Raw genomic sequence first — 22710 nt, forward strand, 5'->3', positions numbered from 1 at the left:
GGTGGTGCCCAGAGACGGAATCGAACCGCCGACACGGGGATTTTCAATCCCCTGCTCTACCGACTGAGCTATCTGGGCAACGGGGCGCATTAGACGTGTTTTTCAGGAGGTCGTCAAGCGTGTTTTTTAAAAAATTTGAATTATTACCGACGCTTACGACCTTCACTGCGTGAAACGCTTTATTTTTCGGGGGGAACGTAGCCTTCGGCCTGGGCGTATTCTTCGCCCGAGAGAAACTTGTCCATCTCGGTCTGGAGGAATTTGCGGTCTTCGGCGTTCATCATGTTCAGGCGACGCTCGTTGATCAGCAGGGTCTGGTGTTTCTGCCAGTCGGCCCAGGCTTTCTGCGAGACGTGGTTGAAGATGTCCTCGCCCTTGGCTCCCGGATACGGGGCGCGTTCCAGGCCGGGCAGTTCTTCTTTGTATTTGCGGCACATTACGGTGCGGGTCATGACGACTCTCCTGCGTTCAATACGTCGGCTGCGCGTTTGAGCAGCTTTTTCACCGGGGCAGCAAGGCCCAGGCGTGGCGGGGTGGCGAGGTTATACCAGAGCCAGTCGGCCTCGGCCACGTGATCGGCGGACTCGCGGACCTTGACCAGCCAGGGTTCGATGCTCAACTGGAAGTGGCTGAAGGTGTGGATAAGTTCCGGCAGTTCATGGTGCTCGCCCAGTTGCAGCGCGTGCTGGGTGGCCAGGTGCTGAAGGTCATCGAAGTCATCCAGCTCCGGCAGGCTCCACAGGCCGCCCCACAAGCCGCTGGAAGGGCGGCGATAAAGCAGGATCGCGCCGTCTTCGTTGGCGAGCATCGGCATGAGCGTGCGTTTCTGCGGCACGGTCTTGCGCGGCTTGGGGATCGGGTAGCGCGTTTCCAGGCCCAGCATGTGCGCCTCACAACTGCGCTCCAGCGGGCAGAGCAGGCAGCTGGGTTTGCTGCGGGTGCAGAGTGTGGCCCCCAGGTCCATCATCGCCTGGGTGTAGTTGTTGACCCGGCTGTGCGGCGTGAAGCGTTCAGCGGTGGCCCACAGCTGTTTGGCCACCTTCGGTTCGCCAGGGTAGCCCTCTTGCGCGGTGAAGCGCGCCAGCACGCGTTTGACGTTGCCATCGAGGATCGGCGCACGAATGCCCATGCTCAGGCTGGCAATCGCGCCCGCGGTGGACAGGCCGATGCCGGGCAGCAGAATGAGTTTTTCGACATCGCGGGGAAACTCGCCGCCATGATCGGCGACGACGATTTTTGCCGTCTTCTGCAGGTTGCGGGCACGGGTGTAGTAACCCAGCCCGGTCCACAGGTGCAGCACTTCGTCCTCGGGCGCTTCGGCCAGCGCCTGCACGGTCGGCAGGGCCTCCATGAAGCGGTCGAAATAGCTCAGAACGGTGCTGACCTGGGTCTGCTGCAGCATGATTTCCGATACCCAGACCCGGTACGGCGTGATGTCTTGTTGCCAGGGCAGGTCATGTCGGCCATGACGGTCGTACCAGTCCAGCACGGCGCTGGAGAATTGTTCGGGTTGCATGGCCTGGAGGGCTCTCGTCGAGATGTGAGTCGGGATATGAAAGGTTGCGCCAGTGGAGCGCCGCGAGGGCGCTCCTGAGCAGTCCAAGTTGCCCTAGCGTTTGAACAGTCCCTTCAAGGCGTCCTTGAGTTCGGGGCTGACCTTGTCACCGAGTTTGTCGTTCAGCTTGTCCTCAAGCTTCTCGCTGATCCGGTCGCCTGCCAGTTTCGCAGCGATCTGGCCGACGCCTTCCTTGTCCAGACGGCAGGCCTTGGCGCCCAGTTCCAGCGGGCCACGGCACTGTACCGGCCACTCGATGCCGACAAAGCGCGGGTTGACCTCACAGGCCGGGTCCGGCATATCGCTCTTGTCGCCTTCGACGATGATGCCGACGCGGTAGTTCATGCCCAATACGCGCAGGTCGACGTCGCCGTTACCGTTGACCGCCATGCCCGGCGTGCGGACCTTGAGGTCCGGATTGCTGGCTACGCCATTGCGTATCACCAGATTGCCGTTGAGCTGCTGGAAAGGAGTGTCCTTGGCACGCGGTTCGCCACTAAGCGTCTTGCGGTTCAGGATCGAAATCCCCTTGCACAGCTGCTGCTCCAGGTTGGCATTGACCAGTACGCCGTTGTTGAGCGCAAAGCTGGCGGTGCCGTTCAGGCTGTCGATCAGGGTTTTTTCGCTGTTGCCTGTGCCGGTCAGGTTGCTGTCGAGGTTCAACAGGCCGCGCACGGGCGGCGTTTGTCCCAGGCTTTCCAGAATGCGTTCGACCGGTACTTTGGCAATGCGCGTCTGCACAGTGGCTACAGGCGTGTCCGGACGTGCGTCCAGATTGCCTTTGACCTCGAAATTGCCGTTGTACAGATCGCCACTCAGCGTATCGACCTTGATAAGGCCGCCGTTGGCCTGGGTCTTGAAGGCTGCGTTGTCGATTGGCAGTTTGTTCAGGGTCAGCTTGCCGAAGCTCAGGTCAGCCTCGACATCCAGCGCACGCAAGCGCTCCAGCGGCAGCAGTTTTGCCGTGCTCCAGGCGGCCTTGGTCGGTTGTTCGGGCAGCGGCGAGTCGCCTGCAGCGGCGGCGGCTTCACCTGCCTGCACCTCGGATTTGCGCGCGGCCTTGGCACCTTTGCTTTCTTCGCTTTCGGCCGGACGATAGCGGTCGGTGTCGAAGGTATCGCCCTTGAGCTGGACACGCAGCGCCTGTTTGGCGAAGTCGTCCACTGCGATGCGACCGGTGAAGGTGCTGTCGTCGACTTTCAGGTTGAGGTTGTCCAGCGCAAGGCTGGTCGGCGTGCCCGCCAGGCGCGTGACCATTTCAACCTTGCTCAGCGCGCCCTCGGACATGGCCGGCAGCGGCTGGCCGATGTTCTCGAAGAACGCGCGCAGATCGAGCTGGGCAATGGACAGGCCGCCGCTGATCTGTGGCGTTTTGTCCAGATCGCGGGCACGCAGTTCGCCGAGTGCACGCAACTGGTTGGCCGAGACTTTGAGGCTGTTCCACTCAGCGATATTGGCAGCCAGGTCGACGAGCAACTGGCCCTGCGCCGAGAAGGTCACGGTCTTGCCTTGCAGCGGCTCGCCGGCGACTTCACCGGACAGGCGCATGTCTTCGAATTGATAACGCTTGAGCACGCGGTCCATGCGCAATTCGCCGACCAGCTCGGTCTTGGCGCGCACGACGGGCTGGTTGGTGCTCAGGAACGCCGTCAGTTTGATCGGGATATCGGACGCCTCACGAATCGGCCCGGTACTCAGCTGAATGCTCTCGGCCATGAAGGTCCGGCCTTTTCGGGCATCGCTGTAATCCACGCGGGCGTTGTTGACGGTCAGGCTGTCGATATCCAGCCGGATCGGCTGGGAAGGGCGATCCGTTTTGGGTGCGTCCGGAGCCGGGGCCGGTGTTGGCTCGCCAGGTGTTTCAGTGCTTGCCACGGCAGGCTTGCCGATGTCTTCCCAGTTGCCATGACCGTTTTCATCGCGGTGCAGGGTCAGGTTCAGGCCTTCGACGCGAATGTCGCTCATCTGGACCTGGCGACGCAGCAGTGGAAGGACGCGAACGGACAGGCCGAGCATCTGCACATCGGCGAACGGCTGATCGGGAGCGGTCAGGGTGGCGACATGGGCGTCGTGCAATTCCAGGCCGAGCCAGGGGAACAGGCTCCAGCCGATATCGCCATTGAGCGTCAGCTCGACGTTGGCCTTGTCGCGTGCCAGCTGGCGAATCTCGTCTTTGTAGTCGTTGGGATCAAACAGGTGGGTCAGGGCGAAGCCTAGAGCCACGATGATCAGCAACAACCCGAGAATAAACAGCCCCAGGATTTTGCCGAACGCTTTCATGGGCGAGTCCTTGTGTCGATGTTCAAAAATAGCCCACGAGTATACCGCTCTGACGAGCCGACCGTGCTGCGGATGCCGTTATTGCTGTCTGGCCACGTGCCTGATGAGGCAGCGCAGCGCTCCATGACGTCTGGGTGCAGCTATAAAGATGGCATGCGTCTGGTGCCGATATAGCTGCCGAGCCACTTGTGCAGCGCACTAACAGGTACACCGTTACCGGTCCAACTTCGGCTCAGGCCGATGTTATGTAACGCTTAATTGACTGCATCTATGGCTTCATAGAGCAGGTGGATTAACTTCTGAAAATAGATAATAAAAGCATATGACGAGATGCTTATTTGCCATCAGACAGTGATAGTCTCCGTTTTTGCTGGTTCAGGTGCGTCTTTTTGTCACGTATCCGGATAACCTGCCGATAAGACAGACATGGCCGCTCGGCACTAAGTCTGTGGCGGACCAGCGGACCATCTGCGAGCTTCACACATTGGGGTAATTATAATGAGCACAAGCACAGCCTTGGGCGGCGAAGCCGTTCAGCCTGCGTTCTTGTCCAAAGAGCGCATTATCGCCAAGCCCGGTTTCAACCGTTGGCTTGTTCCACCTGCAGCATTGGCCATCCATCTTTGTATCGGTATGGCTTACGGCTTCTCGGTATTCTGGTTGCCGCTGTCGAAGGCTATCGGTGTTACGGCGCCTGTCGCTTGCACACCGGACATGGGTTTTTTCGCGCAGATGTTCGCGTCGACCTGTGACTGGCAGATCTCCATGCTGGGCTGGATCTACACACTGTTTTTCATCTTCCTGGGTTGCTCGGCTGCCATTTGGGGTGGCTGGCTGGAGCACGCAGGTCCACGCAAGGCGGGTGTGGTGTCGGCACTCTGCTGGTGTGGTGGCTTGCTGATTTCCGCACTGGGCATTTATACGCACCAGATCTGGCTGATGTGGCTGGGCTCGGGCGTGATCGGCGGTATCGGTCTGGGGTTGGGCTATATCTCCCCGGTATCGACCCTGATCAAGTGGTTCCCGGACAAGCGCGGCATGGCGACCGGCATGGCGATCATGGGCTTTGGTGGCGGCGCGATGGTGGGTGCTCCGTTGGCTACGGCTCTGATGGGTCACTTTGCTTCGGCTGAAGGCGTTGGCGTATGGCAGAGCTTCGTGGTGATGGCGGTGATCTACTTCATCTTCATGATCGGCGGTGCGCTGGGCTACCGTGTTCCGCCAACCGGCTGGAAACCTGAAGGCTGGACCGCTCCGGCTGCCAAGGCCAAGAACTCGATGATCACCAACCGTCACGTGCACGTCAGCGTGGCCTGGAAGACACCTCAGTTCCGTCTGGTCTGGCTGGTGCTGTGCCTTAACGTATCGGCCGGTATCGGCATCCTGGGCATGGCTTCGCCGCTGCTGCAGGAAGTCTTCGCCGGTAAACTGCTGGGCCTCGATCTGACCTTCAGCCAGCTCAATGCCGACCAACTGAAAGCCATTGCTGCGATTGCAGCCGGCTTCACCGGTCTGCTGAGTCTGTTCAACATTGGCGGTCGTTTCTTCTGGGCGTCGTGCTCGGACTTCATCGGTCGCAAGGCAACCTACTTCGTGTTCTTCGCACTGGGTTTCCTGCTTTATGCGTCGGTTCCGACCCTGAGCCATATGGGTAGCATCGCCCTGTTCGTGGCTGCGTTCTGCATCGTGCTGTCGATGTACGGTGGCGGTTTTGCGACGGTTCCGGCTTATCTGGCTGACCTGTTCGGTACGCAGATGGTCGGCGCGATTCACGGTCGTCTGCTGACTGCCTGGGCTGCGGCCGGTGTGCTGGGTCCGGTATTGGTCAACTACCTGCGCGAGTACCAACTCGCCCACGGTGTTGCACGTGCCGACGCCTACGACATCACCCTGTACATCCTCTCGGGTCTGCTGGTGCTGGGCTTTATCTGCAACCTGCTGATTCGTCCGGTTGCCGACAAGTACTTCATGACCGACGCCGAACTGGCGGCTGAACAAGCCATCGGTCACGACAAGGGTGCCAACGCCACGACTTCGCTGGAGTGGAAAGCATCCGCAGGCAGCAAGCCATTGGTCATCGCCGCCTGGCTGGCCGTAGGCATCCCGCTGGCATGGGGCGTCTGGATTACCCTGCAAAAAACCGCAGTGCTGTTCCACTAAAAGCCTGCCGTTAACTGAAAAGCGCTTGCACCTCGGTGCAGGCGCTTTTTTTTGCCTGGGTTTTTGTGGGCTGCGCTTTTGACTATCGTGCCAATGCTCTGAACTCACCCCCCAAAAGTTGGACGCCTTTGCGCTTGATACCGCGCAAGGCTGCAGATTTTGTGACGCGGAGCGTCACGAACGGCATTCCCACGCGGAGCATGGGAACGATGACCAGTGTGTTCGCCGCGATAGCGATATTCAGTTGACCCTATGTACTCGATGCACTGCCCGTTTCGGTGCATACGCTGCTACATTAGTCAGCCCTGATTTTATTGCCCGAAGGAGTTGTTTGCATGCTAGCCCACGTGGAGTCATACGCCGGTGATCCGATCCTTTCGCTGATGGAGACCTTTGGCAAGGACTCGCGTGCGGACAAGGTCAATCTGAGCATCGGCCTGTATTACGACGCACAGGGCCGCATCCCGCAGTTGGCATGCGTAGCAACGGCACAACAGCAACTGGCCGAAGGCGAGCAGGCAGCGTCCGTGTACCTGCCGATGGAAGGCCTGGCGGCGTATCGGCAGGCGGTGCAAACCCTGTTGTTCGGCGCCGATCACCCGCTCGTTCAGGCAGGCCGCGTGGCCACCATTCAAACCGTGGGCGGCTCGGGCGCACTCAAGGTAGGTGCCGATTTCCTCAAGTATGCGTTTCCGGACTCGCAGGTCTGGGTCAGCGACCCGACCTGGGAAAACCATAACGCGCTGTTCGGTGGGGCGGGCTTCAAGGTCAACACCTACCCGTACTTCGATGCCCAGACGGGCGGAGTGAGGTTCGAGGCCATGCTCGACACGGTGCAGGGGCTGCCTGCGCAGAGCATTCTTCTGCTGCACCCGTGCTGTCATAACCCGACCGGTGCCGACCTGACGGTGGCGCAATGGGACCGCCTGATCGAAGTGATCAAGGATCGTCAGCTCATTGCCTTCCTGGATATCGCCTATCAGGGCTTCGGCAAAGGCATCGACGAAGACGCCTATGCCATCCGGGCAATGGCCAACGCAGGTGTCACAACGCTGGTCAGTAACTCGTTCTCGAAAATCTTTTCGTTGTACGGCGAGCGGGTCGGCGGGCTGTCGGTGGTCTGTGAAGACAAGGCCTCCGCGGCCAACGTATTCGGTCAGCTCAAGGCGACTGTGCGCCGCAACTATTCCAGCCCGCCTGCGCACGGTGCCTTTCTGGTGTCGAAGGTGCTCAACACGCCGCCATTGCGCGAGCAGTGGCTGAGCGAAGTCGAAGCCATGCGCCTGCGTATCATCGACATGCGCACGCGTCTGGTCGAGGTGCTGGCGCAGAAAGTGTCCGGCCGCGATTTCAGCTTTATCCTCAGGCAGAACGGGATGTTCAGTTACACCGGTCTGACCCCGCAGCAGGTCGACGAACTGAAAGATGTTCACGGCATTTACATGCTGCGCAGTGGCCGGGTATGCATGGCAGGTTTGAATGAAGGGAATATAGACAAGGTATGTAACGCAATCGCGAGCCTCTTCGCCCGTTAAATACCCTGCTGGTCGTCTGTTTGCTTCATGGCGGGCGCTTCTGGGCCTATAATGCTCGCCTTTTTTTCGCCCAATGATTTTGCGGAGCTGGTGATGGCCGAACGTAAGGCGTACGTCGAGCGCAATACTCTGGAAACCCAGATCAAAGCCTCGATCAACCTGGATGGTACCGGAAAGGCCCGATTCGATATCGGCGTGCCTTTCCTTGAGCACATGCTCGACCAGATCGCCCGGCACGGGCTGATCGATCTGGACATCGAATGCAAGGGCGACCTGGCAATCGACGATCACCACACGGTGGAAGACGTCGGTATCACCGTGGGCCAGGCGTTCAGTCAGGCGATCGGCGACAAGAAGGGCATTCGTCGTTATGGCCATGCCTACGTGCCGCTCGACGAAGCGCTGTCGCGCGTGGTCATCGATTTCTCCGGGCGTCCGGGCCTGCAGATGCATGTGCCGTATACCCGCGCCACGGTAGGCGGCTTCGACGTGGATCTGTTTCAGGAGTTCTTTCAGGGCTTCGTCAACCACGCGAACGTGACGCTGCACATCGACAACCTGCGTGGCACCAACACTCACCACCAGATCGAGACCGTATTCAAGGCCTTCGGTCGTGCGCTGCGCATGGCGGTCGAGCTGGATGAGCGTATGGCCGGACAGATGCCATCCACCAAGGGTGTGCTCTGATGCAGACAGTTGCGGTCATCGATTACGGCATGGGCAACCTGCACTCTGTCGCCAAGGCGCTGGAGCACGTGGGTGCAGGCCGTGTGCTGATTACCAGTGACGCCAAGGTGATTCGCGAAGCCGACCGCATCGTCTTTCCGGGTGTGGGCGCGATTCGCGACTGCATGGCGGAGATTCGCCGCCTGGGCTTCGACTCGCTGGTCAGGGAAGTCAGCCAGGACCGTCCGTTTCTGGGTATCTGCGTCGGCATGCAGGCGTTGCTCGACAGCAGCGAGGAGAACGGCGGTGTGGACTGCATCGGCCTGTTTCCCGGCCAGGTCAGGTTTTTCGGCAAGGACCTGCACGAAGAGGGCGAACACCTGAAAGTGCCGCACATGGGCTGGAACCAGGTCGCTCAGGCGGTGGATCACCCGCTGTGGCATGACATTCCGGATCAGGCGCGTTTCTACTTCGTGCACAGCTTCTACATCGATGCTGCCAATCAGCGTCAGGTGGTCGGGCGTGGTCACTACGGCCTCGATTTCGCCGCTGCGCTGGCCGACGGTTCGCGTTTTGCCGTGCAATTCCACCCTGAAAAGAGCCATACCCACGGCCTGCAGTTGCTGCAGAACTTCGCCGCCTGGGATGGTCGCTGGTAAGCGCATGAACAAAGCCAAGGGCAAGCCGCCGATCCTGACCCTCTCGCCCGAGCACGAGCAACAGGCGATCGACAAGCTCAAGCGCCTGTTTGCACAGCGCTTCGAGCTGGATCTGGGCTCGTTCGAAGTGGCTGAAGTGCTCGAGCTGTTCACGCGCGAGATTGCCCCGCATTACTACAACCGCGCCATTTTCGATGTTCAGCAGCAGCTCAAGGAGCGCTTCGAGAGCATCGAAAGTGACCTGTGGGCACTCGAAAAAAATTAGCTAGAAAGCAGCTGCACGCATCAAGCAGCAAGAATGGGTGAGTGCGCATCATTGCAGCTTGCCGCTCTTTTTGACCAAGGAAAAAGCATGCTGATTATCCCCGCTATCGATCTCAAGGACGGCGCTTGCGTGCGTCTGCGTCAGGGCCGGATGGAAGATTCCACGGTGTTCTCCGATGACCCGGTGGCCATGGCCGCCAAGTGGGTCGAGGGTGGTTGCCGCCGTCTGCATCTGGTCGATCTGAACGGTGCGTTCGAAGGTCAGCCGGTCAACGGCGATGTGGTCACGGCCATCGCCAGACGCTACCCGAACCTGCCGATCCAGATCGGCGGCGGCATCCGTTCGCTGGAAACCATCGAGCATTACGTCAAGGCGGGTGTGAGCTACGTCATCATCGGCACCAAGGCCGTCAAAGAGCCTGAGTTCGTGGCCGAAGCCTGCCGTGCGTTCCCCGGCAAGGTGATTGTCGGTCTGGATGCCAAGGATGGTTTCGTCGCCACCGACGGCTGGGCTGAAGTCAGCTCGGTGCAGGTCATCGATCTGGCCAAGCGTTTCGAGGCCGATGGCGTGTCGGCCATTGTCTACACCGACATCGCCAAAGACGGCATGATGCAGGGCTGCAACATCCCGTTCACCGCGGCACTGGCGGCTGCCACGCGGATCCCGGTGATCGCTTCGGGTGGCATTCACAACCTCGGCGATATCCAGGCGCTGCTGAATGCGAAGGCTCCGGGCATCATCGGCGCAATCACTGGCCGTGCGATTTATGAAGGCACGCTGGATGTGGCCGAAGCTCAGGCGCTCTGCGACCGAGAACAACGCTGAACAGCTGGAGACTGACCCTGTGGCCCTAGCCAAACGCATCATCCCTTGCCTGGACGTCGACAACGGTCGAGTGGTCAAGGGCGTTAAGTTCGAGAACATCCGGGATGCAGGCGATCCGGTGGAAATCGCTCGTCGTTACGATGAGCAGGGTGCCGACGAAATCACTTTTCTCGACATCACCGCCAGCGTCGATGGCCGTGACACCACGCTGCATACCGTCGAGCGCATGGCCAGTCAGGTGTTCATCCCGCTGACCGTAGGCGGTGGCGTGCGTACCGTGCAGGACATCCGCAACCTGCTCAATGCCGGTGCCGACAAGGTTTCGATCAATACGGCCGCGGTGTTCAACCCCGAGTTCGTCGGTGAAGCGGCCTCGCGTTTCGGGTCGCAGTGCATCGTGGTCGCTATCGACGCCAAGAAGGTCTCCGGTCCGGGCGAAACCCCGCGCTGGGAAATCTTCACCCACGGCGGGCGCAAACCCACCGGGCTGGACGCGGTGCTCTGGGCGAAAAAGATGGAAGACCTGGGCGCTGGCGAGATCCTGCTGACCAGCATGGATCAGGACGGCATGAAGAACGGCTTCGACCTGGGCGTCACGCGCGCCATCAGCGATGCGCTGGGTATTCCGGTGATTGCTTCCGGCGGTGTCGGCAACCTTGAGCACCTGGCTGCCGGTGTCATCGAGGGCCACGCCAGTGCTGTGCTGGCGGCGAGTATTTTCCACTTTGGCGAATACACGGTCCCCGAGGCCAAGGCTTACATGGCCAGCCGCGGGATTGTCGTGCGCTAAGTCACTGCGCATAAAAGCGGGCGCCGCCTGTTTCAGACCAAGTGTTTGAAACAGGCGGCGCTCGCTTTGTTTCAGCCCTGTGGCATTCGACTATTGCCTGTAAGCGACATCGCCGGACAGCGCGCTAGACAGTACGCCGGGTTCACGGCACTCTGCATGCGTCGTTCACGATCGAGTGCCGGAACATGTTCAAACGCCTATTGCTTGCACTGATCGGGATCGGTGTCTTGTCGAGTGAAGGTGTCCGGGCCAACGAGTCGACGCCTTATTCCATGGTGTTGCTGACCGAGAACTTCCCGCCGTTCAACATGGCGGTCGACGGCAAGAATTTCGCGCAGGAAAACAACATCGACGGTATCGCCGCCGAGGTGGTGCGCGAGATGTTCAAGCGCGCGAATATCGGCTACAGCATGACGCTGCGCTTTCCGTGGGACCGTGTCTACAAACTGGCTCTGGAAAAGCCCGGCTACGGCGTGTTTTCCACCACGCGTCTGCCCGAACGTGAAAACCTCTTCAAATGGGTCGGCCCGGTAGGTTCCTACGACTGGATCATGTTGGCGCGCGGTGACAGCCCGATCACCTTGACGTCGCTGGAGCAGGCCAGGGATTACAAGATTGGCGCTTACAAAGGCGATGCCATCGGCGAACGTCTGAACACCATGGGCCTGAACCCGATTCTGATGCTGCGTGACCGCGATAACGTGAAAAAGCTCGCCAACGGTCAGATCGACCTGTGGGCGGTAGGCGATCCCGTGGGCCGCTATCTGGCGAAACTGGAGGGCGTCACGGGCTTCAAGACAGCGCTGCGTTTCAACAGCGCCGAACTCTACCTGGCGGTCAACAAGAGCACGCCTGACGAGGTTGTCAATCGCCTGCAAAAGGCCCTCGACCAGATGCGCGCCGAGGGCTGGATCGACGCCGTCAAGGCGCGCTATCAGTAACCGCTCAGCCTTCAGCGGGCGACGCGATGATGTCTTCGCGCAAGGCGGATGGCTGACCGTTGATGTCGTGGGCGTAGGTGCAGATCTTCAACGGCAACGACTTCGCGCGTAATACCAGATCGCGAAATTGCGGCTTGAAACCTTCAGGAGCGGAACAGTCGGTGGTGTCCGGCTGGCCCATTTTGACCGTGTAGTGGTCGATCAGCCGGTGCTCGTGCGACCAAGTGACCGTTGTCGCGCCAGATCGGTTTTTGCCGATCTGCACGTGCGGTTCCGGGGTAGGACCTGCTGCTTGCAGCTCTATCGCAAGCGTCAGTGCGTTGCGCATCAGGCCGACGCTGGAGCGTTGCTCGGCAGAAGATACGCCGACCATGCACAGCCAGTTGATGCCGATCTGCTGATCGACAAGGTCATCAATGGCCGCGTTTTCCGAGCTGATTGTGTGGCTGTAACCCACAGGGTCTTCGCACTGCATGGCCGAATCGACCTTCTTGTAGCGATACAAGGGCGTGTCGACCATAAAGTGCAAGTCCCAGGATGGGTAGACATTCCTGCCTTCGGCATCCAGTTGCACCCTGGCAAGCCTTGCGGGCTGGCGGCCCAGCGTTTCGAAATCGACCGAGAAGGCTGGAAACAGGTCGCAGACTGCCGGATCGGTACTCAACGCGCCGCTGACGAAACACTTCTTCAGCAGCGTGACCGGGTTGCCATAGTTACTGTCGGCGACCATGGGTGGAAAGCCGGGTATTTCATCACTGAGGTCTTCGGTCGGGTTATCCGACGAGGCCTGGTTGGTGAGGTTCAAGACCGCATAGAGCTCGCCGTTGTCACGGGTCAGCAGCGGACTGCCGGAGGCGCCCGTATCGACATCACGGCATTGATTGCGTGCGGTGTGACGCCAGACCCAAGGCTGCTCCATGATCACCTCCGACGTCTGGTGAACACAGGCCGCCATGCGCAGATGCCCGGTATCCTTATCGAGCGGTGCGCCCACCCACAGGATATCTCGACCCTGTTCGGGCATCTCTGCAGCGAGCCTGACTGGCTGAATACCGTCGTTGACGAGCGTTTCAAGCGTGGGCTGCAATTCGACAATCGCCAGGTCCACACCCTGCATGCTGCTCCAGCTGACGCGTTTCAATGGATAGCTACGGGCCTTTGTGTCGGTGAAGAAGTTGAACTGCACGCCGCCTTCGACTTCGCCATCGGTGATGATCAGGCCATTCTGACGATTGATACAGTGACCGCTGGTGAGTACATAGGCGGGCGCATCAGACGGGCTGTCGACACTTCGGCTATCGATCAGCGTCGCCGTACAGTTTGACCCTGACCTGCTGTTGATACGGCCGATGCCGTTCCAGTGGTCGCGCGAGCCGTCAGCGTTGAGCAGCGCTATGGAAGGCGCGAGAGCCATCAGCCCTTCGCCCAGGTCTGCAGGTGTGGCGTGGATGGAAAAAGGCAGCAGTGCCGCAACGCAGCACGCCCCCGTCATCATGGTCGGTTTCATCATCAATCCCTGATAAATATGTCTGGGTCCCCGTCATGGGAACACCTTCCTTTAAGCCGGAATTGACACGTTTATCAAGGCTGAAACGGCGGTGGACACGGAAAGCAGATTTGCCGGACTTAACGTATGGAAATTACTGACGCGCAAGAGTGGGATTAGCCCTAAAACCCCCGTGTCTGACTATTGCTCTGTCGCGGTGTGAGACAGTCAGGCTCAACTCACCTCAATTCTGATGTCAGTCAGGAACGGAATAATTAAGGCACTTGCCGGACACACGTTTATCGCGACATACCTTGGTTCTGGCTGTTTCCTGCAGATAAAAAAAGCCCCGCCGAAGCGGGGCTTTTTCCCTTCAGCCTTTACAGGCCGTCGAATGCGTCGCAAATCCATTCCCAGGTCCTGTAGGCACTGAAAATATTCATCGCTAGGCGCAGCAGGCGTTTTATAGGTCGCATACTGTTGTCCTCGTGAAAGGACTGCCTCTCTTGGCGTCTCCCAGCCGAACTTCCAAGTCGGTCTCACGCGAATGATCCCTTGAGGCTGGTCCAGCTTAGGGCCTTTCGATAAAGCCGAGACGGGTTCCTAGGCCCGCGTCGAAAGGTCCTGCAACAGACGTCACCGGCTGTTGAGCCGGCTCGCATCTTATCAGCCTTTTAGTACCCGCTTTTTTACCATTGGCAAGAAATAGCCTGATCCTGGAAATTTTCCATGAGGCGATTTTTCGTGTTCCGTTTCGGCCTCTTCGAGGCCCTCAACAGGTTCTTCCAAGGGGCTTAATGGGCCCTGATTTGTGGTGCCATTCGCACAAAGGGTGTACTATCAGCCTCACACGCGAATGATCCCTTGGGATTGCGGAAATGGTTCCTAAGCCATTTCCATCAAAAGAGCCGCTTCCTAGAGCGGCTTTTTTGTTGCCTTTTTTTGGTAGATTTTTTCCCAATCAACTTCACTCAGGCGAGCTGTTAGTACGAGTAGAGAGCAATCTTGAGCTCTGGCTGAAAGCGACACGCCGGATCAGCGATACACGCCATTCTTGCCATGCGCCGCACTCGCCTGATTGCCGCGTTCGCTGATCATGCTGCGCAGGTCGATCCATTCGACGCCTTGTGCCTTGAGGTTGGGCAGTTCGCGTTCCAGCACGTCCAGCGTGACCGGGTAGGGGTGGCCGATAACCACGGCCGAGCCATATTTGCGGGCGATTTTTATCGCGGTCTGCAATTGGCGGGTGATGGCTTCTGCGGTGCGTTCGTCATCCAGGAATACGTCCCGCGAGACGCTGGCCAGCCCGATACGCTGCGCCTCGGCGGCCGCCACGGTTTTCGCGCTGGTGCGGCTGTCCACGAAAAACAGGTGACGGCGCTGCAGCTCGGCCATCAGCCAGGTCATGGCGACCGGCTCGGCGGTCATCCGGCTGCCCATGTGGTTATTGATGCCGGCTGCATACGGCACCTTCAGCAGGGCGGCATTGAGACGGCTTTCCAGCTCGGGCAGTGGCAGCTCGGGATGCCAGGCGTAAGGACCGGTCGCGGGGTCCATGGGCATGTGCAGCATGACCGTCTTGCCTGCGCGATGGGCTTCGCGGGCAAACTCGGTGGCATGCGGGGTGTCGGGCATGATCGCCAGGGTGACCGGGCCGGGAAGCGCGAGTGTGCGGCTGTCGCGCTGCGGATTCTGGCCCAGGTCGTCGATGATCAGGCTCAGGTAGGCCTTGGGCGGTTTGCCGCTGTTCTCGGCTGGCGCTGCATGAGCAGCGCCAGTGATCGAGAGGGTCAGCAGTAGCAGAGCTAGAAAGCGCATCCGTCAATTGCCGCGGGTGATACTCAGCCCTTTCAGCAGGCTGAGCGCCTGGCTGAGCTGGAAGTCGTCATCCTGCGGACGCGCCTTGGCTGCTGCGCCGCTCTTGACGGTCGGTTTGTCCGCGCCGCCGTTGCCATTGCCCAGGTGACCCAGCAGGTCGGCTTCCTTGTAGTTCTCGCCGTCCGCTTCGTTGGTGACCTTGGCCCGACGTACCACGATGTCCGGGTTGATGCCTTGAGCCTGGATCGAGCGGCCGTTCGGCGTGTAGTACAACGCTGTGGTGATCTTCAGGGCGCGATCGTTATTCAGCGGCAGGACGGTCTGCACCGAGCCTTTGCCGAAGGTGTCAGTACCCATCAGGATGCCGCGTTTCTGGTCTTGCAGGGCGCCGGCAACGATTTCCGATGCAGAGGCGCTGCCGCCGTTGATCAGCACCACCAGAGGCACGCCTTCGCTGGCGTCTGCCGGGTCTGCCGAGAAGCGCAGCTCGGAGTTGGCGATACGGCCCTTGGTGTAGACGATCAGGCCTTTGGTGAGGAAGTGGTCCGCCACCTGCACCGCCGATTGCAGCACGCCGCCCGGGTTGTTGCGCAGGTCGAGAATCAGGCCGCTCATCTTCTTGCCGTTGTCCTTGCGGAATTTGGCCAGCGCCTTGCCGACTTCGTCACCGGTCTTGACCTGGAACTGGGTGATGCGGATATAGCCGTAGCCATTTTCCAGCATCTGCGCCTTGACGCTCTTGACCTGAATGGTTGCCCGCGCCAAGGTCACGTCAAACGGCGTGCCGCCATCGCGGACCAGCGTCAGGGTGATCTTTTCGCCGATCTTGCCGCGCATCTTGTCGACCGCTTCCTGCATGTTCTGGCCCTGGGTCGGCGTGCCGTTGATCTTCACGATCAGGTCGCCTGCCTCGATGCCCGCCTTGGAAGCCGGTGTGTCGTCGATGGGCGAAACCACCTTGACGAAACCGTCCTCGACGCCGACTTCGATGCCCAGCCCACCGAACTCGCCGCTGGTGCTTTCCTGCAGCTCCTGGAAATCTTCCGGGCCGAGGTAGGCGGAGTGCGGGTCAAGGTTGCTGAGCATGCCTTTGATGGCGTTCTCCAGCAGGGTCTTGTCGTCGACCGGCTCCACATAGGCCGCCTTGACCCGGTCCATGACCTCGGCAAAGGTGCGCAACTCGTCGAGCGGCAGCGGTGGCTTTGCGGCGGCATTGGTTTTGGCGGGCGAGACTGCTGCAGGCGTGGCTGGCGCGGTCTTTTCGGCAGCTTGCGCCAGAGGCGCGCCGATAACGATGGCAATTGCCAGGGCCAGCGAGGTGAGGCGGGACAAATGCAGCATGTCTAACGAACTCCTACAGATATTGACGCCGACTTATCCTTGAGTGCGGCACCATTGGGCCGGATCGCTGGGGCGACCCTGCTGACGAATAGCAAAGTACAACGCTGCCGTGTCCTGACCGCCACTATTGCCGACCGTGGAAATCGCTTCACCGGCTTTTACAATGTCACCTGCCGACTTGAGCAGGCTCTGGTTATGCCCGTAAAGGGTCAGATAACCGTTGCCATGATCGAGAATGACCAGAAGCCCGGCACCGCGCAACCAGTCGGCGAACACCACTCGTCCGCCATGCACGGCACGTACCTGGCTTCCGGCTGCGGCGCTGATCATGACGCCGTCCCATTTGGTCCGTTCGTCATCACCGCGGGCTTCACCGAAACGCGCAAGCAGTCGACCATCGATAGGCCATGGAAGTTTTCCCTTGGCCTCTGCAAAAGGTCCGCCATAGGAGACACCGGCACTGGAAACGACTGCGCCTGGGGCTTTGACCGGGCGACGCGGTGCCGGTTCATCATCGCTTTTTCTACTACTGTTGCTGCTGTTATTACGAGCAACGGCTTCAGCTTCGCGCTGACGCTTCTCCTCCGCCTCGCGGGCTGCAACCAGGGCCTTCTGGCGAGCTTCTTCGGCTTCACGCGCCTGGCGGGCCAGGGTTTCCTCGATGGTCTTGAGGACTTTGGCCAGGTCGGCCTGATCCTGCTGACGGGCCTGCAGTTTCTGGTCGCGGGCCTTGTAGTCCTGATTCAGCTTGGCCAGCGCCTGCTGACGTTCCTGGCGAACCTTGGCCAGCTCTTCGCTCTGGCTGTCCAGACTGCTTTTCTGCACCAGCAGTTGGGCCTGTTGCAGGTCGATGTTTTTTTCGACATTGGCAAGCTGGCGCAGGGTTTCATTGAAATTGCGTAGCTGCTCCAGGCGCGCCTGGCTCAGGTAATCGTAATACGTGAGGGTTCGGGCGAACTTCTCGGGGTGTTGCTGGTTGAGCAGCAGCTTGAGGTATTCCTGACGGCCACTCTGGTAAGCGGCGCGGGCCTGGATGGCGATCAGGCGTTGCTGTTCAACGCGGGCGCTGTTCAGTTTCTTTTTTTCACTGTCGAGCTTTTGCAGCTCGGTTTCGGTCTTTTTTAGTTCCTTTTGCAGGACCTCGACCTGCTTTTCCAACTTGCCCATTTCGGTTTCAGTGGTGCGCAGGTCCTTCTGGACGCCTGCACGTTCTTCCTGAAGCTTGCCCAGGACTTTTTGCAGCTCCGTCACATCCTGACGCGCAGCATCTATCTGTTTTTGGGTTTGCACACGCTCGTCTTCGGCAAACGCCGGATTGAGCAGGCAGATCAGAGCAAGGGCAATCAAGGCGCGAAGCATGTGGGTGGGCGATACCGAGGAATTGTGAGAAAAAATGTCAGGCCTAGTATGCCCGCCATGCGCTGCAAAAAAAACGCCTCGCAGCCACTGCTTTGAGGCCTGAAACATAAAAAACCGGCCTTGCCTGGTGGCTAAAGGCCGGTTTTTACCGGATTACTCGTTCACAAGGATCGAGTGGCCGGTCATTTCCTGCGGCTTCTCCATGCCCAGCAGGTGCAGCATGGTCGGCGCGACATCGGCCAGAACACCGCCCTGGCGAACTTTCAGCTGGCGTTTGCCAACGTAAACAAATGGCACTGGCTCGGACGTGTGTGCGGTGTGCGCCTGTCCGGTGGAGTCGTCGGTCATCTGCTCGACGTTGCCGTGGTCAGCGGTAATCAGCGCCTCACCACCGACTTTCTCCAGCGCCTCGGTAATGCGTCCGACGCACACGTCCAGGCATTCCACGGCCTTGATCGCGGCTTCCATGATCCCGCTGTGGCCAACCATGTCGCCGTTGGCGTAGTTGACGACGATCACGTCGTAACGCTGATGTTCGATGGCATCGACAATTTTGTCGGTCACTTCCGGCGCGCTCATTTCCGGCTGCAGGTCGTAGGTAGCGACTTTCGGCGACGGAATCAGAATGCGCTCTTCACCCGGGAACGGTTCTTCACGGCCGCCGGAGAAGAAGAAGGTGACGTGGGCATATTTCTCGGTTTCGGCAATGCGCAGCTGAGTCTTGCCGTTGGCGGCCAGATACTCGCCGAACACGTTTTTCAGGCTGCCCGCAGCAAAAGCGGACGGCGCAGGGATGCTGGCCGCGTACTGGGTCAGCATCACATAGTTGACCTTCGGCTGGCGGGCGCGCTCGAAGTCCTTGAAGTCGTCTTCGACGAATACGCGGGTCAGTTCACGGGCGCGGTCGGCGCGGAAGTTCATGAACACGACTGCGTCGCCATCTTCCACGCGGGCGGCGTCGCCGATGCGGGTGGCTTTGACGAACTCGTCGTTCTCGTCGCGTGCGTAGGCGGCTTCGAGCCCGGCAACGGCGCTGTCTGCGTGGAAATCGGCGGTGCTGTCGACGATCAGGTTATAGGCGGAGGAAACCCGGTCCCAACGGTTGTCACGGTCCATGGCGAAGTAACGGCCGACGATCGTGGCAGTACGGCCCTTGCCCAGGCGGGCGAAGGTTGCGTCCATCAGCTCAAGGGATTTCTTCGCGCTGCGCGGTGGTGTGTCGCGACCGTCGAGGAAAGCATGAAGGTAGATTTTTTCTGCACCGCGTTTGACCGCCAGTTCCGCCATCGCAACCAGATGGTCCTGGTGGCTGTGCACGCCGCCATCGGACAGCAGGCCCATGATGTGCACGGCCTTGCCGGCGCTGACGGCTTTATCCACAGCGGCGCAGATGGTCGGGTTTTCGAAGAACTCGCCATCGCGAATCGCTTTGGTCACCCGAGTGAAGTCCTGATACACCACGCGGCCGGCACCCAGGTTCATGTGCCCGACCTCGGAGTTGCCCATCTGCCCGTCCGGCAGACCGACATCCATGCCAGACCCGGAAATCAGGCCATTGGGCATGGTTTGGTAAAGACGATCCATGACGGGCATCTTCGCGGCCAGAATGGCATTGCCCTTGTGGCTTTCGCTGTGTCCGAAGCCATCCAGGATGATAAGAACCAGAGGTTTTGGCGTGGCAGTCATAGAACCCACTCGATGCTGATTGGATAAAGAGATGAACAAAGTACAAGGGAACGGCATTTTAAGGACAAGTTCAAACGGCGTCACTGCCGTACGGACTTTGGCCGACCTTGGCTGCTGTGTATACTGGCCGACATTTTAACGCCCTGGAACCTACTGATGGTTGCTCACCTGCTTGAATTCGCCACTAACCACTATTTGATCACCGGTGCCTTCGTCATTCTGCTGGGACTGCTGATTGCTTACGAAATGAGCAAGGGCGGCGCCAGCCTTAGCACTCGCGAGCTGACCGCGCTGGTCAACAGCGATCAGGGCGTGATCATCGACGTGCGCTCGAAGAAGGATTACACCGCAGGGCACATCGTCGGCTCCCTGAATTTCCCCCAGGACAAGGTACTGACCCGTACCGCCGAACTGGAGAAATACAAGGACAAGACGTTGATCATAGTCGATGCAATGGGGCAGCATGCTGGCACCACCGCCCGCGAGCTGCTCAAGTCCGGCTTCAAGGCGGCCAAGCTGTCCGGCGGTATTTCCAGCTGGCGCGGCGATAACCTTCCTCTGGTGAAGTGAACATGGCTCAAGTCATCGTCTATTCCAGCGACTACTGCCCGTATTGCATCCGTGCCAAACAGCTTTTGCAGAGCAAGAGCGTGGCCTTCGAGGAAATCCGGGTCGACGGCAAGCCACAGCTGCGAGCCGAAATGACCAAGAAGGCCGGTCGTACTTCCGTACCGCAGATCTGGATCGGCTCGACCCACGTGGGCGGCTGCGACGACCTGTTTGCTCTGGAGCGTGCCGGCAAGCTCGATGCGCTGCTGGCCTGATACCCCTTACTCTTTCAGCCTAATCTGACAAGGATCCGAGATGACCGACCAACCGAACAACGACGCTGTTGCCAACGAAGAAAACGGCCCACAATTCTCCCTGCAGCGTATCTACGTTCGCGACCTGTCGTTCGAAGCGCCAAAAAGCCCGGCGATCTTCCGTCAGGAGTGGACGCCGACCGTCAGCCTGGACCTCAACACCCGTCAGAAGCAGCTGGAAGGCGATTTCTACGAAGTCGTACTGACCCTGTCCGTGACCGTCAATAATGGCGACGAAGTTGCCTTCATCGTTGAAGTGCAACAGGCCGGTATCTTCCTGATCAAGGGCCTGGACGACGGCGCAATGAGCCACACCCTCGGCGCATTCTGCCCGAACATCCTGTTCCCTTACGCTCGCGAAGCCATCGACAACCTGGTCGTACGTGGTTCGTTCCCTGCGCTGATGCTGGCTCCGGTGAACTTCGACGCCCTGTACGCGCAAGAACTGCAACGCATGCAGGAAGCTGGCGAAACGCCGACTGTTCAGTAAGCGTTACCGCTGCAAGCAAAAAGCGCCTTTCGGGGCGCTTTTTTGTGCCTGTTCAAACAGCAGCGGCTGACCGTGCACATCGTCGTGCATGCTGTCCGTATGCTTTTTATCGCGATGCTACTGACGACGCAGAGTGCGACGTAAGTGACGGCTGAGTCCTGGCGCTGATCCGGGGGGAGCCTGGCAGGACGCCAGGCTAGCCGCACCGGGCCATGGATGGCCCGTTGCGGCGACCCCCGGATCAGTGACAGGGCGAAGGAACCCGACGAAGTCGGGCCGGAAACGGAGCTTGGGACTTTGCTCACTTTGGTCCCTCAAAGTGAGTCGCCGAGGGGCGAAAAGGTGACCTGAGTCGATCCCCAATCCACCTGGCATCGCAGAACCGCTGTGTAACGCAACTCGTCACCCAATCCATGCCAACGCGTAGCATTGGCACGAGTGTCAGTCAGATAACAGGCATATGGCGCAGCAGGGTCCCGCACTGAAGCCTAAGCAAACCCGTGCTGGCGCCACGCCTCATAAACCGCCACAGCGACGGTGTTGGACAGGTTCAGACTGCGGCAGCCTTCTCGCATGGGCAGTCGCAGGCGATGCTCGCTGCTCAGCGAGTCGAGGATATCGGCGGGCAGGCCGCGGCTTTCCGGGCCGAACAGAAATGCATCGCCCGGCTCAAAGCTCGCATCATGAAAAGGGCGCGAGCCTTTGGTGGTGAAGGCGAACAACCTTGGGTTGCCTATCTTCTCCAGACAGCTTGCCAGGTCAGCATGTGTCTGCAGCGTGGCATACTCGTGATAGTCGAGCCCGGCACGGCGCAGGCGCTTGTCGTCCAGCTCGAAACCCAAGGGTTCGATCAAATGCAGGGTGCAGCCACTATTGGCGCATAGCCTGATGACATTGCCGGTATTCGGCGGAATTTCTGGTTGAAAAAGGATGACGTGAAACATGCACGGCTCCGAACGAAAGGACGGGATGCATTCTACCCTTGAAGAGGACCCGAGACCGAAGCTATGGCCGCGTGTTCTTGGTTCCATCGCGATTCTCGGGTTTACCGTGGGCACGATTATCGGCCGCCTGCAGCAGCCTGATCCGGTCCAGCTGGAGCAGATCGAAGAGTTGCCTGCCGGTCTGGCGCTGTGGTTCAACGAAGAACCGAAGTATCGCGGCGCGACAGTCGATGGCGCGGTGGTACTCAACGTCGATGCTTCAGGGCAGCCGTGGACGGGCCAACTGAGGTTCGACAATCGGGTTGCGCGCTGGAAGGTTGAACGAGGAGAGAAGGGGTTGGTGCTGACGCTCCTGGCAGCCCGCCCACTTCATGGCGACTGGCGCACTGAGAAGGTGGACGGGCGCTGGAGACTGGAGGTCAGTCTCCGGGAGGAATAAAAGAGGGGAATCCCCGGCCTGCCTGTACCAAGGTCCCCAAAACTGGTGATGTAATACCTCTTGCAGGGGGCGTGCCAGTTTTGAGAATTAATCCGAAAGAGCGGGCCCGATTAGTCATATTCAATTAAGTATTTCTGATAGAAAGAAAGCTTTCGATTACCCAAGTAATTGAATTTAATGAATATTTATTAATTTTTACAAAATCATGGCCGATCAGTTCCCTGTCTTCCATGAATGCCTGGTGACACCAGCCTGAACCCTGAATGCCACGGCAGCCCCGGCTGTGCGTCGTCAGGACATGCACCCTATTTGCGCACCGCAACGATGCACACACCCATACTGATGCATTAATGAGGCTGAACCTGCCAGGTATCAGCCTGGATGACTGCGCGCGCAGACCTGACTTCAAGCATCGGCTTGCAGAGATTTTCCTCTGGCGACTGCACATCGAGAGCCCTCTGCGCATTGGCCAATCGGCTGAGAGGGCGGGCGCCGGACAACAAAATTGCTTTTTTGTTCACCTCGACTACAGTTCAACGCGTGTTTCGGACGCTGAAAAGTACTGAAGAAGGACGTTTTGAGTGGTTTTTGGAAAATATTTCGTGGCT

At 59.4% G+C, this 22710-nt stretch carries 21 protein-coding genes and 1 tRNA gene; 12 read left to right on the plus strand and 10 right to left on the minus strand.

The annotated features are described in order from the left end of the window. Nucleotides 1–2 precede the first annotated feature (2 nt). From JOE33_RS15225 to JOE33_RS15240, 4 genes are all read right to left on the minus strand, one after another. A tRNA-Phe gene (locus tag JOE33_RS15225) sits at nt 3–78 on the minus strand. Between the two features lie 101 nt (nt 79–179). Next, entirely contained in the window at nt 180–452 is a 273-nt protein-coding gene (locus JOE33_RS15230) for an oxidative damage protection protein (RefSeq protein WP_002555777.1), read from the minus strand. Further along, nucleotides 449–1516, minus strand: coding sequence for an A/G-specific adenine glycosylase (mutY, locus tag JOE33_RS15235; protein ID WP_122579077.1), 1068 nt, complete (start codon nt 1514–1516; stop codon nt 449–451). Before mutY ends, JOE33_RS15230 begins: the two co-directional genes overlap by 4 nt. Nucleotides 1517–1609: 93 nt before the next feature. Then, complete coding sequence (locus JOE33_RS15240; protein WP_187625506.1) at nt 1610–3835, minus strand: AsmA family protein; 2226 nt, start codon at nt 3833–3835, stop codon at nt 1610–1612. A gap of 498 nt (nt 3836–4333) precedes the next feature. On the opposite strand from JOE33_RS15240, the gene JOE33_RS15245 reads away from it, so the two are divergent. The 8 genes from JOE33_RS15245 to JOE33_RS15280 all read left to right on the plus strand — a co-directional run bounded on the left by JOE33_RS15245 (nt 4334) and on the right by JOE33_RS15280 (nt 11676). Continuing rightward, nucleotides 4334–5995, plus strand: a complete 1662-nt coding sequence (locus JOE33_RS15245) for an OFA family MFS transporter (RefSeq protein WP_122579075.1) — start codon at nt 4334–4336, stop codon at nt 5993–5995. A gap of 335 nt (nt 5996–6330) precedes the next feature. Beyond that, nucleotides 6331–7530, plus strand: coding sequence for an amino acid aminotransferase (locus JOE33_RS15250; protein WP_187625505.1), 1200 nt, complete (start codon nt 6331–6333; stop codon nt 7528–7530). 93 nt (nt 7531–7623) lie between these two features. Next, on the plus strand, nt 7624–8217 hold the full coding sequence (gene hisB / locus JOE33_RS15255) for an imidazoleglycerol-phosphate dehydratase HisB (protein WP_002551454.1): 594 nt from the start codon (nt 7624–7626) through the stop codon (nt 8215–8217). After that, nucleotides 8217–8855 (plus strand): imidazole glycerol phosphate synthase subunit HisH, encoded by a 639-nt coding sequence (gene hisH, locus JOE33_RS15260; protein WP_032613091.1) that lies wholly within the window; start codon nt 8217–8219, stop codon nt 8853–8855. The genes hisB and hisH overlap by 1 nt, the downstream gene beginning before the upstream one ends. A 4-nt stretch (nt 8856–8859) precedes the next feature. Further along, nucleotides 8860–9120 carry a DUF2164 domain-containing protein gene (locus JOE33_RS15265; protein WP_010433134.1) on the plus strand — a complete coding sequence of 87 codons (261 nt, stop codon included), beginning with the start codon at nt 8860–8862 and terminating at the stop codon, nt 9118–9120. Between the two features lie 87 nt (nt 9121–9207). Further along, nucleotides 9208–9945 (plus strand): 1-(5-phosphoribosyl)-5-[(5-phosphoribosylamino)methylideneamino]imidazole-4-carboxamide isomerase, encoded by a 738-nt coding sequence (gene hisA, locus JOE33_RS15270; RefSeq protein WP_003372206.1) that lies wholly within the window; start codon nt 9208–9210, stop codon nt 9943–9945. A gap of 19 nt (nt 9946–9964) precedes the next feature. Beyond that, the gene (gene hisF / locus JOE33_RS15275) at nt 9965–10735 is read left to right on the plus strand and encodes an imidazole glycerol phosphate synthase subunit HisF (RefSeq protein ID WP_010433139.1); all 771 of its coding nucleotides are present in this window, start codon (nt 9965–9967) and stop codon (nt 10733–10735) included. Nucleotides 10736–10920: 185 nt separating this feature from the next. Beyond that, the gene (locus JOE33_RS15280) at nt 10921–11676 is read left to right on the plus strand and encodes an ABC transporter substrate-binding protein (protein ID WP_096101730.1); all 756 of its coding nucleotides are present in this window, start codon (nt 10921–10923) and stop codon (nt 11674–11676) included. Between the two features lie 4 nt (nt 11677–11680). Here the strand turns inward: JOE33_RS15280 and JOE33_RS15285 are convergent, their stop codons facing one another. The 5 genes from JOE33_RS15285 to gpmI all read right to left on the minus strand — a co-directional run bounded on the left by JOE33_RS15285 (nt 11681) and on the right by gpmI (nt 19366). After that, nucleotides 11681–13183 (minus strand): serine protease, encoded by a 1503-nt coding sequence (locus tag JOE33_RS15285; protein ID WP_187625504.1) that lies wholly within the window; start codon nt 13181–13183, stop codon nt 11681–11683. 1014 nt (nt 13184–14197) lie between these two features. Further along, a complete protein-coding gene (locus JOE33_RS15290) occupies nt 14198–14980 on the minus strand; it encodes a divergent polysaccharide deacetylase family protein (RefSeq protein WP_032613086.1) in 783 nt (260 codons plus the stop codon). Between the two features lie 3 nt (nt 14981–14983). Next, nucleotides 14984–16321, minus strand: coding sequence for a S41 family peptidase (locus JOE33_RS15295; RefSeq protein ID WP_010433148.1), 1338 nt, complete (start codon nt 16319–16321; stop codon nt 14984–14986). Between the two features lie 33 nt (nt 16322–16354). Continuing rightward, nucleotides 16355–17680, minus strand: coding sequence for a murein hydrolase activator EnvC (locus JOE33_RS15300; RefSeq protein WP_054993776.1), 1326 nt, complete (start codon nt 17678–17680; stop codon nt 16355–16357). 153 nt (nt 17681–17833) lie between these two features. Then, nucleotides 17834–19366 carry a 2,3-bisphosphoglycerate-independent phosphoglycerate mutase gene (gene gpmI / locus JOE33_RS15305; protein ID WP_187625503.1) on the minus strand — a complete coding sequence of 511 codons (1533 nt, stop codon included), beginning with the start codon at nt 19364–19366 and terminating at the stop codon, nt 17834–17836. A gap of 156 nt (nt 19367–19522) precedes the next feature. Between gpmI and JOE33_RS15310 the strand changes: the two genes are divergently transcribed. From JOE33_RS15310 to secB, 3 genes are read left to right on the plus strand one after another with little or no spacing between them, the layout of a single operon-like run. Further along, nucleotides 19523–19936, plus strand: a complete 414-nt coding sequence (locus tag JOE33_RS15310; protein ID WP_187625502.1) for a rhodanese-like domain-containing protein — start codon at nt 19523–19525, stop codon at nt 19934–19936. A gap of 2 nt (nt 19937–19938) precedes the next feature. Then, complete coding sequence (grxC, locus tag JOE33_RS15315; RefSeq protein WP_002551467.1) at nt 19939–20190, plus strand: glutaredoxin 3; 252 nt, start codon at nt 19939–19941, stop codon at nt 20188–20190. 40 nt (nt 20191–20230) lie between these two features. After that, nucleotides 20231–20719: a protein-export chaperone SecB gene (secB, locus tag JOE33_RS15320; protein ID WP_003372189.1), complete on the plus strand. Its 489-nt coding sequence runs from the start codon at nt 20231–20233 to the stop codon at nt 20717–20719. A gap of 488 nt (nt 20720–21207) precedes the next feature. Here the strand turns inward: secB and trmL are convergent, their stop codons facing one another. Next, the gene (gene trmL / locus JOE33_RS15325) at nt 21208–21663 is read right to left on the minus strand and encodes a tRNA (uridine(34)/cytosine(34)/5-carboxymethylaminomethyluridine(34)-2'-O)-methyltransferase TrmL (protein ID WP_002551469.1); all 456 of its coding nucleotides are present in this window, start codon (nt 21661–21663) and stop codon (nt 21208–21210) included. Between trmL and JOE33_RS15330 the strand changes: the two genes are divergently transcribed. Continuing rightward, on the plus strand, nt 21662–22102 hold the full coding sequence (locus JOE33_RS15330; protein ID WP_054993777.1) for a hypothetical protein: 441 nt from the start codon (nt 21662–21664) through the stop codon (nt 22100–22102). The genes trmL and JOE33_RS15330 overlap by 2 nt on opposite strands. Nucleotides 22103–22710: the final 608 nt, after the last annotated feature.

It is taken from the genome of Pseudomonas sp. PvP027 (assembly GCF_017833005.1).
GTDB classification, from domain to species: Bacteria; Pseudomonadota; Gammaproteobacteria; order Pseudomonadales; family Pseudomonadaceae; genus Aquipseudomonas; species Aquipseudomonas congelans.

Bases quoted from the DNA above. Each gene is read 5' to 3' on its own strand.
- JOE33_RS15230 (WP_002555777.1), bottom strand. From the start codon at position 452: ATGACCCGCACCGTAATGTGCCGCAAATACAAAGAAGAACTGCCCGGC.
- mutY (WP_122579077.1), bottom strand. From the start codon at position 1,516: ATGCAACCCGAACAATTCTCCAGCGCCGTGCTGGACTGGTACGACCGT.
- JOE33_RS15240 (WP_187625506.1), bottom strand. From the start codon at position 3,835: ATGAAAGCGTTCGGCAAAATCCTGGGGCTGTTTATTCTCGGGTTGTTG.
- JOE33_RS15245 (WP_122579075.1), top strand. From the start codon at position 4,334: ATGAGCACAAGCACAGCCTTGGGCGGCGAAGCCGTTCAGCCTGCGTTC.
- JOE33_RS15250 (WP_187625505.1), top strand. From the start codon at position 6,331: ATGCTAGCCCACGTGGAGTCATACGCCGGTGATCCGATCCTTTCGCTG.
- hisB (WP_002551454.1), top strand. From the start codon at position 7,624: ATGGCCGAACGTAAGGCGTACGTCGAGCGCAATACTCTGGAAACCCAG.
- hisH (WP_032613091.1), top strand. From the start codon at position 8,217: ATGCAGACAGTTGCGGTCATCGATTACGGCATGGGCAACCTGCACTCT.
- JOE33_RS15265 (WP_010433134.1), top strand. From the start codon at position 8,860: ATGAACAAAGCCAAGGGCAAGCCGCCGATCCTGACCCTCTCGCCCGAG.
- hisA (WP_003372206.1), top strand. From the start codon at position 9,208: ATGCTGATTATCCCCGCTATCGATCTCAAGGACGGCGCTTGCGTGCGT.
- JOE33_RS15280 (WP_096101730.1), top strand. From the start codon at position 10,921: ATGTTCAAACGCCTATTGCTTGCACTGATCGGGATCGGTGTCTTGTCG.
- JOE33_RS15285 (WP_187625504.1), bottom strand. From the start codon at position 13,183: ATGAAACCGACCATGATGACGGGGGCGTGCTGCGTTGCGGCACTGCTG.
- JOE33_RS15290 (WP_032613086.1), bottom strand. From the start codon at position 14,980: ATGCGCTTTCTAGCTCTGCTACTGCTGACCCTCTCGATCACTGGCGCT.
- JOE33_RS15295 (WP_010433148.1), bottom strand. From the start codon at position 16,321: ATGCTGCATTTGTCCCGCCTCACCTCGCTGGCCCTGGCAATTGCCATC.
- JOE33_RS15300 (WP_054993776.1), bottom strand. From the start codon at position 17,680: ATGCTTCGCGCCTTGATTGCCCTTGCTCTGATCTGCCTGCTCAATCCG.
- gpmI (WP_187625503.1), bottom strand. From the start codon at position 19,366: ATGACTGCCACGCCAAAACCTCTGGTTCTTATCATCCTGGATGGCTTC.
- JOE33_RS15310 (WP_187625502.1), top strand. From the start codon at position 19,523: ATGGTTGCTCACCTGCTTGAATTCGCCACTAACCACTATTTGATCACC.
- grxC (WP_002551467.1), top strand. From the start codon at position 19,939: ATGGCTCAAGTCATCGTCTATTCCAGCGACTACTGCCCGTATTGCATC.
- secB (WP_003372189.1), top strand. From the start codon at position 20,231: ATGACCGACCAACCGAACAACGACGCTGTTGCCAACGAAGAAAACGGC.
- JOE33_RS15330 (WP_054993777.1), top strand. From the start codon at position 21,662: ATGCACGGCTCCGAACGAAAGGACGGGATGCATTCTACCCTTGAAGAG.
- trmL (WP_002551469.1), bottom strand. From the start codon at position 21,663: ATGTTTCACGTCATCCTTTTTCAACCAGAAATTCCGCCGAATACCGGC.